Below are 9,625 nucleotides of genomic sequence, written 5' to 3' on the forward strand. Positions count from 1 at the left end.
GCAAAGGACCTGAGCAAATGAACCTTCACCCGCACATTCGTCACAGCCTGCTGGCCAGCGCCCTGCTGCTGGCCAGCCAGGTCGCCGTCGCTGCCCAGCCCCAAGTGATCGCCAAGGAGCTGCAGCAGGCCAAGACCTACACCGTGGCCAGCGCACCGATCGAGCCGCTGCGCATGGACCCACCGAAGCTGCCGGATCTGTCCGGCTACACCGCCGAGGCGGTGCAGCAGAAGATCGACCGCAGGCACAAGGGCAAGGTCAGCGTGCGCCGCATGTTCCAGGAAGATACCCTCAAGGAATTCGTCGGCGGCGACAACAAGGCCGCCGAGTGGGTACAACGCCAGCACGGCATTCCCCAGGCGATCTTCATCGACGACGGTCACCTGGACCTGGTCGAGCTGAGCAAGCGCGTGCCCAAGCAGTACCTGAGCGAAGTGCAACCTGGCGTGTATCTGGCGCGCCTGCCGATCGTGGTCGGGCACAAGGGCATTCTGGAAATCGACGGCAAGGTCAAGCAGCTGCGTCTTTCCCAGGAAGGCGGCGCGTTTCTGGTCAACGATGGCAAGTTGTTCGTCACCGACACCCAGGTGACCGGCTGGCGCGAGCAGGACAATGGCCCGGCGACCTTCCGTTCGCCCAAGGAGTTTCGCCCGTTCCTGCTGTCCTGGGGCGGCACCGAGACCTACATCGTCAATTCCAGGATGGCCAGCTTCGGCTATTCGAAATCCAAGTCGTACGGCGTGAGCATTTCCCAGTACACGCCGAACATGTCCAAGCGCATGGGCCGTGCCGAACCCACCGGCTGGATCATCGGCTCGCAGTTCAGCGACATGTGGTACGGCTTCTATTGCTACGAAACGTCCGACTTCGTGGTCAAGGACAACACCTACAACGACAACATCGTTTATGGCATCGACCCGCACGACCGTTCGCACCGCCTGATCATCGCCGGCAACACCGTGTACGGCACCAAGAAGAAGCACGGCATCATCGTCTCGCGTGAGGTCAACGACAGCTGGATCATCCACAACAAGAGCTACGACAACAAGCTCTCGGGCGTGGTGATCGACCGCAACAGCGTCAACAACCTGGTGGCCTACAACGAGATCTACCGCAACCACACCGACGGCATCACCTTGTACGAAAGCGGCGACAACCTGATCTGGGGCAACAAGCTGATCAACAACCGCCGTCACGGCATTCGCGTGCGCAACAGCGTGAACATCCGCCTGTACGAAAACATCGCCATGGCCAATGGCCTGGTCGGGGTGTACGGGCACATCAAGGACCTGTCCGACACTGACCGCGACATTGCCCTCGACCCTTTCGACACCAAGGTTTCGCTGATCGTGGTGGGTGGCGAGCTGGCGGCCAACGGGTCCGGCCCGCTGTCGATCGACTCACCGTTGTCGGTCGAGCTGTACAAGGTGTCCATGCTCGCCCCGCGCAAGGCCAGCGGCATCAGCCTCAACGGCGTGCTCGGCGAGCGCCAGGACGAAATTCTCGACCTGCTGGTGCGCCAGCAGAAGGCCGTGCTGATCGACCCGGTCGAACGCCAGACCGAAATGATCGATTAAGGAAGCCCAGACCATGACTCCACACCTGATCAAACTGCTGGGCTTGTCCGCCGCCCTTCTGGCCATCAGCCAAGGCGCGCGCGCCGATCAAGTACCGGCCCCGAGCTTCACCGCCGAGCCCTGCTGCCAGCTGTGCCCGCAGGCGCACGACGCCAGCCGCTACACCACGCGCTACCAGCAGAACTTCACCACCCTGGTGCAAGCCCAGGGCGATTGGCTGTTCCGTACCCGGGAAGACCTGCGCACCGAATTCGACACCACCCCGGCCGGTTACAAGCGCCTGCAGCAGGTACACGATGCGTTCAAGAAGCGCGGCGTCGAGCTGGTCGTGGTGTACCAGCCCACGCGTGGCCTGGTGAACCGCAACATGCTCAACCCGGCCGAGAAAGCCGCCTTCGATTACCAGAAGGCCCTGGGCAACTACCAGGCCATGCTCAAGCGCTTCGCCAGCATGGGCTACAACGTGCCGGACCTGTCGCCACTGACCAACGAACAACTGGCCGCCGCCGACCAGGGCAAGGACTTCTACTTCCGCGGCGACCAGCACTGGACCCCGTATGGCGCCCAGCGCGCGGCCAGGATCGTGGCCGACACCGTGCACCAGATGCCGGCATTCGAAGGCATCCCGCACAAGGAATTCGAAACCCACAGGTCGGGGCGCATGGGCAAGACCGGCACCCTGCACAACGTCGCCGGCCAACTCTGCGGCACCAGCTACGCGGTGCAATACATGGACCAGTTCACCACCGAGCCGAAGGGCTCGAGCGGTGGCGACGACCTGTTCGGTGACAGCGGCAATGCACAGATCACCCTGGTCGGCACCAGTCACAGCGGCAAGAACTACAACTTCTCGGGTTTCCTGCAGCAATACATCGGCGCCGACGTGCTCAACGTCGCCTTCCCCGGTGGTGGCCTGGAGGGCTCGATGATCCAGTACCTGGGCAGTGAGGAATTCCAGAACAACCCACCGAAGATCCTCATCTGGGAATTCTCGCCGCTGTATCGCCTGGATCAGGAAACCATCTGGCGGCAGATCCTCGCCCTGCTCGACGATGGCTGTGAAGCGCGCCCGGCCCTGATGAGTGCCAGCACCACGCTCAAACCCGGCAAGAACGAGCTGATGGTCAACGGCAAGGGTGGCGTGATCAAAGAACTGGTCAACCGCAACTTGCAGATGGACATCAAGTTCGAAGACCCGTCGGTGAAGGTGTTGCAGGCGACCCTGTGGTACCTGAACGGTCGCCACGAAGACATCAAGCTGGAGAAACCGGAGACCTCCGACACCGACGGCCGCTTCGTCTTCCAGATGCGTGAAGATCAGGACTGGGCCAGCCAGAACCTGCTGGCCCTGGAAGTCCAGGGGCCGGAAAGCGGCACCCAGAAGGTCGAAGCCAAGCTCTGCAAACGCAACAACTTTGCCATCCCTGCGCACACCGCGCAGGCCGGACAGTGAGGCGAACCATGTCAGCATTCACGCGTATTTTCCGCCCCGCCCTGCTCACCCTGGCACTGTTCGGCGGCGCCGCCCAGGCCGCACTGGTGCCACCGCAAGGCTATTACGAGGGCATCGAGAAGATCAAAACCGGCGAGAACCGCTTCCGCTGCGAATCGGCGCCCAAGCCGTACACCGGAGCGCTGCAGTTCCGCAGCAAGTACGAAGGTTCGGATAAGGCACGGGCGACGCTCAATGTCGCGTCGGAAAAAGCCTTTCGCAAATCCACCGAAGACATCACCACGCTGGAGAAAGGCGTGAGCAAGATGGTCGGCCAGTACATGCGTGACGGCCGCCCGCAGCAACTGGATTGCGCCCTGAGCTGGCTAGGCACCTGGGCGCGCGCCGATGCGTTGATGTCCAAGGACTACAACCACACCGGCAAGTCGATGCGCAAATGGGCGCTGGGCAGCATGAGTGGCTCGTGGCTGCGCCTGAAGTTTTCCAACGCACACCCCCTGGCGGCGCATCAGGCCGAGGCCGAGCTGATCGAGAAGTGGTTCGCCCGCCTGGCCGAGCAGACCGTGCGTGACTGGAGCGACCTGCCGCTGGAAAAGATCAACAACCACAGCTACTGGGCCGCCTGGTCGGTGATGGCCACGGCCGTGGCGACCGATCGCCGCGACCTGTTCGACTGGGCGGTGAAGGAATACAAGATCGGCGTCAACCAGATCGACGACCAGGGCTTCCTGCCCAACGAGATCAAGCGCCGCCAGCGCGCCTTGGCTTACCACAACTACGCCCTGCCACCGCTGGCGATGATCGCAAGCTTCGCCCAGGCCAATGGCGTGGACCTGCGCGCCGAGAACAACTTCGCCCTGCAGCGGCTGGGTGAAGGCGTGCTGTACGGCGCCCGCGATCCGCGTCATTTCGCCGAGCGCGCCGGTGAGAAACAGGACATGAAGGACCTCAAGGTCGACACCAAATACGCCTGGCTGGAGCCCTGGTGCGCGCTGTACCACTGCGTCGGCGACACCCTGGAACGCAAGCAGGACATGCAGCCGTTCAACAGCTTCAGGCTCGGCGGTGACGTGACGCGGGTCTATGACCCGAACGCAGAATCGAAAAAATAGTTGTCGCCTGGATAGCGGCCGCTGCCACACGGGATACGCGGTACCTGTGGGCGCGGCCGGGTGTCGCGAAACGAGGGTGAAGCCCTCGCCAGTGGCCATGAAGTGAAAAAGGTTTCCTCCAGTTCTGCACTGGGGGGTTTGGGGGGCGCTGTGCCCCGGATGCTGTGAACAATAAGGAGAACCGGGATGGTCTTCTCGTCCAACGTGTTCCTGTTCCTGTTCTTGCCGATCTTTCTCGGCCTGTATTACTTGAGCGGACAACGTTATCGCAACCTGCTGCTGCTGGTCGCCAGCTACATCTTCTACGCCTGGTGGCGGGTCGACTTCCTCGCCCTGTTCGCTGGCGTGACCCTGTGGAACTACTGGATCGGCCTCAAAGTCGGCGCCGCCGGGGTGCGTAGCAAACCCGCCCAGCGCTGGTTGCTGCTGGGCGTCGGGGTGGACCTGGCAATTCTCGGTTACTTCAAGTACGCCAACTTCGGCGTCGATAGCCTGAACGCGATCATCACCTCGTTCGGCCTTGAGCCGTTCATCCTCACCCACGTGCTGCTGCCGATCGGTATTTCGTTCTACATCTTCGAGTCGATCAGCTACATCATCGACGTGTACCGCGGCGATACTCCAGCGACCCGTAACCTGATCGACTTCGCCGCGTTCGTGGCGATCTTCCCGCACCTGATCGCAGGCCCGGTGCTGCGCTTCAAGGACCTGGTCGACCAGTTCAACAACCGCACCCACACCCTGGACAAGTTTTCCGAAGGCTGCACCCGCTTCATGCAGGGTTTCATCAAGAAGGTGTTCATCGCCGACACCCTGGCGGTGGTCGCCGATCACTGCTTCGCCCTGCAGAACCCGACCACCGGCGATGCCTGGCTGGGCGCCCTGGCCTACACCGCGCAGCTGTACTTCGACTTCAGCGGCTACAGCGACATGGCCATCGGCCTGGGCCTGATGATGGGCTTTCGTTTCATGGAGAACTTCAAGCAGCCGTACATCAGCCAGTCGATCACCGAGTTCTGGCGGCGCTGGCACATCAGCCTGTCGACCTGGCTGCGCGACTACCTGTACATCACCCTGGGCGGTAATCGCAAAGGCACCTTCAACACCTACCGCAACCTGTTCCTGACCATGCTCCTGGGCGGCCTGTGGCACGGTGCCAACTTCACCTACATCATCTGGGGCGCCTGGCACGGCATGTGGCTGGCGATCGAGCGCGCGCTGGGCATCGACACCAACCCGCAACGCTTCAACCCGATCAAATGGGCCTTCACCTTCCTGCTGGTGGTGGTCGGCTGGGTGATCTTCCGCGCCGAGAACCTGCACGTTGCCGCCCGCATGTATGGCGCCATGTTCAGCTTCGGCGAATGGCAGCTGTCGGAACTCAACCGCGCCCAGCTCACCGGCCTGCAGGTGGCGACCCTGGTGATCGCCTACCTCACCCTGGCGTTCTTCGGCCTGCGCGACTTCTACCGCAACGCCACACCGCCTGCCGCCATCCGCACGCCGGCGCAAGTGCATGCCGACGGTTCGATCGGCCTGGACTGGACCCGGGTGATGAGCCGCGCGCTGATCCTGCTGCTGTTCGCCGCCTCGATCCTCAAGCTGTCGGCGCAGAGCTACTCGCCGTTCCTGTACTTCCAGTTCTGAGGCCAATGACATGAACCGGACACTACGCATCACTTATTCGCTGTCGTTCCTGGGCCTGCTGGTCGGCATGGGCGCCTGGTCGACCGGGGCCTTCGAGAGCTTCCACCGTACCGAGCAGATGACCTTGCTCAACGGCAAGCTGGCCAAGGCCGCCGAGACTCACTACGACGACCAGTTCCCGATCAAGCGCCTGGGCACCAACCTGTGGGCGGCGCTGGACTTCAAGTTGTTCAACGAAGGCCGTCCCGGCGTGGTGCTGGGCCGCGACCAGTGGCTGTTCAGCGATGAGGAATTCAAGCCCAGCGCCGATGCCCAGCAATTGATGCAGGACAACCTGGCGTTGATCCGTGGCGTGCGCGATACCCTGCACCAGCACGGCAGCCAACTGGTGCTGGCGATCGTCCCGGCCAAGGCGCGGGTCTATGCCGAGTACGTTGGCAAGGAGCAACCGGCCAGCCTGCACGATGACCTGTACAACCAGTTCCACGCCCAGGCGCGTCAGGCCAATGTCTTCGCCCCGGACCTCAAGACCCCGCTGGAGCAGGCCAAGGCGCGCGGCCAGGTGTTCCTGCGCACCGATACCCACTGGACGCCGATGGGCGCCGAGGTAGCGGCCCAGGCCGTGGCCGAAGCGGTCAGTCGCCAGAGCCTGCTCAATGGTGCCCCGCAGGCGTTCGTCACCGAGGCTGGCGACAGCGCGCCGTACAAGGGCGACCTGACCAACTTCCTGCCGCTCGACCCGCTGTTCAGCAGCCTGCTGCCAGCCCCGGACACCTTGCAGCAACGCAGCACGCATCCGGTGCAAAGCAGTGCAGATACCGGCGATGCGCTGTTCGCCGATACCCAGATCCCGGTAGCGCTGGTAGGTACCAGCTACAGCGCCAACCCGCACTGGAACTTCCTTGGCGCGCTGCAGCAGGCGCTGCACAGCGACGTTGCCAACTACGCCGAAGACGGCCATGGCCCGCTGCTGCCGATGCTCAAGTACCTGCAAAGCGACGCTTTCAAGAATGCTGCGCCACAAGTGGTGGTGTGGGAATTCCCCGAACGTTATCTGCCAATGAAAAACGACCTCAGCAGCTTCGATCCGCAGTGGATCGTGCAGCTGAAAAACACCCGTAAATCCGAAGAAAACCTGGCCTTGTCGTCCACCCGGACGAACCACTGATCGATAGAGAGGAAATGCACATGACTACCAAGACTTCCATTGCCAAAGCCCTCACCCTCGCGGCCGGCCTTTCCCTTGCTTCGATGCAAGCCTTCGCTGGCGCCGATGCTGCGCTGTATGGCCCGAGCGCACCGAAGGGGTCGACCTTCGTACGCCTGTACAACGCCGCCAGCGCCCCGGCTGCCGCCAGCGTCGGCAACACCCAGATCAAGCAGGTCGGCGCCCAGTCGAGCAGCGACTTCAGCTTCCTGCCAGGCGGCGACTACACCGCCCAGGTCGGCGGCAAGAGCGTCCCGGTCAAGCTGGCGGCGGACAAGTACTACACCCTGGTCAACAGCACCAGCGGCACCCCGCAGTTGATCGAAGAACCACCGTTCAAGAACAAGCAGAAAGCGCTGGTCCGCGTGCAGAACCTCAGCGACCAGGCCGTGACCTTGAAGACCGCCGATGGCAAGACCGAAGTGGTGCCGTCGGTGGCGACCAAAGACCGCGGCGAGCGTGAGATCAATCCGGTCAAGGTCAACCTGGCCTTGTTCGAAGGCGACAAGAAAGTCAGCGACCTCAAGCCGGTCGCCCTGGAGCGCGGCGAAGCCGCTGTGTTGTACGTAACAGGTTCCGGCAGCAACTTGTCGCCGGTGTGGGTAACTCGCCCCGTGACCAGCAACTGATTCCCTGCCTCATAACGACTATTGGAGAAACATGATGATCCCGGTAATTCTTTCTGGTGGTAGCGGTTCGCGTCTGTGGCCTTTGTCGCGCAAGCAGTTCCCCAAGCAATTCCTGGCCCTGACCGGCGAGCACACGCTGTTCCAGCAGACCATCGAGCGCTTGATCTTCGAAGGCATGGACACCCCGATCGTGGTCTGCAACAAGGACCACAAGTTCATCGTCCAGGAACAGCTGGCTGCCCTGAAGCTGCAAACCCAAGGCCTGCTGATGGAGCCGTTCGGCCGCAACACCGCACCGGCGGTGGCGATGGCGGCGATGAAGCTGGTCAATGAAGGGCGCGACGAACTGATGCTGGTGCTGCCTGCCGACCACGTCATCGATGACCAGAAGGCATTGCAACGCGCCCTGGCCCTGGCCACCGTGGCCGCCGAACGTGGCGAAATGGTGCTGTTCGGGGTGCCGGCGACCAAGCCTGAGACCGGCTATGGCTACATCCGCTCCAGCCAGGACGCGCTGCTGCCCGAAGGCGTGGCGCGGGTTGCGCAGTTCGTCGAGAAGCCAGACGAAAAGCGTGCGGCCGAGTTCGTTGCCGCCGGCGGTTACTTCTGGAACAGCGGCATGTTCCTGTTCCGTGCCAGCCGCTTCCTCGAAGAGCTGAAGAAGCATGACTCGGACATCTACGACACCTGCCTGCTGGCGCTGGAGCGCAGCCAGGAGGACGGCGACGTGCTGAGCATCGACGAGGCGACCTTCGCCTGCTGCCCGGACAACTCGATCGACTACGCCGTGATGGAAAAGACCCAGCGTGCCTGTGTGGTGCCGATGTCCGCTGGCTGGAGTGACGTGGGCTGCTGGTCGTCGCTGTGGGAAGTGCACGACAAGGACGACAACGGCAACGTCACCAAGGGCGATGTGGTGGTGCAGGACAGCCACAACTGCATGATCCATGGCAACGGCAAGCTGGTGTCGGTGATTGGCCTTGAGAACATCGTGGTGGTCGAAACCAAGGACGCGATGATGATTGCCCACAAGGACAAGGTCCAGGGCGTCAAGCAGATGGTCAAGACCCTCGACGAGCAGGGCCGCAGCGAGACCCAGAACCACCTGGAAGTATATCGCCCGTGGGGCTCGTACGATTCGGTGGACATGGGTGGTCGTTTCCAGGTCAAGCACATCACCGTCAAGCCCGGCGCCAGCTTGTCGTTGCAGATGCACCACCACCGTGCCGAGCACTGGATCGTGGTATCCGGCACGGCCGAGGTGACGTGCGACGAGAACGTGTTCCTGCTCACTGAAAACCAGTCGACCTACATTCCGATCGCTTCGATCCACCGTCTGCGCAACCCTGGCAAGATTCCACTGGAGATCATCGAGGTGCAATCGGGCAGCTACCTGGGCGAGGACGACATCGAGCGTTTCGAGGACGTCTATGGCCGCACCTCGAATAGCCTTGAGCGGGGGGTTTCCGTCAAGACCATCGCGCAGTAAGGCGAGCTGCCAGGTCTGGCTAGTTGCCAGGCCTGGATAGTTGCAGCGCCTAGGCGATCGAGCGCCGCCCGCGGCGCATCGCGAGCTACGCTCGCTCCTACGGGTTGTTTCAATCCTGTGGGGAAACATTCGTAGGAGCGAGCGCAGCTCGCGATGCGCCGCGCAGGCGGCGCTCGATCGCACAGGCGCCAAAGCATCGAGCGCTTCGAGGACGTCTATGGCCGCACCTCCAATAGCCTTGAGTGCGGCGTTTTCGTCAAGACCATCGCGCAGTATGGCGAGCTGCAAGGCCTGGATAGTTGCAGCACCTAGGCGATCGAGCGCTTCGAGGACGTCTGCGGCCGCACCTCCAATAGCCTTGAGTGCGGCGTTTTCGTCAAGACCATCGCGCAGTAAGGCGAGCCTGCAAGGTCTGGGGATTTGCAGCGCCTATGCGATCGAGCGCCGCCTGTGCGGCGCATCGCGAGCTACGCTCGCTCCTACGGGTTGTTTCAATCCTGTGGGGAAACAT

At 62.5% G+C, this 9,625-nt stretch carries 8 protein-coding genes; all 8 read left to right on the forward strand.

What is annotated here, in order from left to right; all coding sequences use genetic code 11:
• Positions 1-17 precede the first annotated feature (17 nt).
• The 8 genes from algG to FS665_RS23420 all read left to right on the forward strand — a co-directional run bounded on the left by algG (position 18) and on the right by FS665_RS23420 (position 9,426).
• The gene (gene algG, locus FS665_RS12560) at positions 18-1,577 is read left to right on the forward strand and encodes a mannuronan 5-epimerase AlgG (RefSeq protein ID WP_145188484.1); all 1,560 of its coding nucleotides are present in this window, start codon (positions 18-20) and stop codon (positions 1,575-1,577) included.
• Positions 1,578-1,590: 13 nt separating this feature from the next.
• Positions 1,591-3,030 carry an alginate O-acetyltransferase gene (locus FS665_RS12565; RefSeq protein ID WP_145188487.1) on the forward strand — a complete coding sequence of 480 codons (1,440 nt, stop codon included), beginning with the start codon at positions 1,591-1,593 and terminating at the stop codon, positions 3,028-3,030.
• Positions 3,031-3,038: 8 nt separating this feature from the next.
• The gene (locus tag FS665_RS12570) at positions 3,039-4,142 is read left to right on the forward strand and encodes a mannuronate-specific alginate lyase (protein WP_145188490.1); all 1,104 of its coding nucleotides are present in this window, start codon (positions 3,039-3,041) and stop codon (positions 4,140-4,142) included.
• Between the two features lie 186 nt (positions 4,143-4,328).
• Complete coding sequence (locus FS665_RS12575) at positions 4,329-5,789, forward strand: MBOAT family protein (protein ID WP_145188493.1); 1,461 nt, start codon at positions 4,329-4,331, stop codon at positions 5,787-5,789.
• A gap of 10 nt (positions 5,790-5,799) precedes the next feature.
• Positions 5,800-6,957, forward strand: coding sequence for an alginate O-acetyltransferase (locus tag FS665_RS12580; RefSeq protein WP_145188496.1), 1,158 nt, complete (start codon positions 5,800-5,802; stop codon positions 6,955-6,957).
• Between the two features lie 20 nt (positions 6,958-6,977).
• Positions 6,978-7,625 (forward strand): alginate O-acetyltransferase AlgF, encoded by a 648-nt coding sequence (locus FS665_RS12585; protein WP_145188500.1) that lies wholly within the window; start codon positions 6,978-6,980, stop codon positions 7,623-7,625.
• Positions 7,626-7,659: 34 nt separating this feature from the next.
• The gene (locus tag FS665_RS12590) at positions 7,660-9,114 is read left to right on the forward strand and encodes a mannose-1-phosphate guanylyltransferase/mannose-6-phosphate isomerase (protein WP_145188729.1); all 1,455 of its coding nucleotides are present in this window, start codon (positions 7,660-7,662) and stop codon (positions 9,112-9,114) included.
• 153 nt (positions 9,115-9,267) lie between these two features.
• Positions 9,268-9,426 (forward strand): hypothetical protein, encoded by a 159-nt coding sequence (locus tag FS665_RS23420; RefSeq protein ID WP_178108335.1) that lies wholly within the window; start codon positions 9,268-9,270, stop codon positions 9,424-9,426.
• Positions 9,427-9,625 lie beyond the last annotated feature (199 nt).

The sequence above is a fragment of the Pseudomonas sp. URMO17WK12:I11 genome (genome assembly GCF_007677725.1).
Lineage (GTDB): Bacteria > Pseudomonadota > Gammaproteobacteria > Pseudomonadales > Pseudomonadaceae > Aquipseudomonas.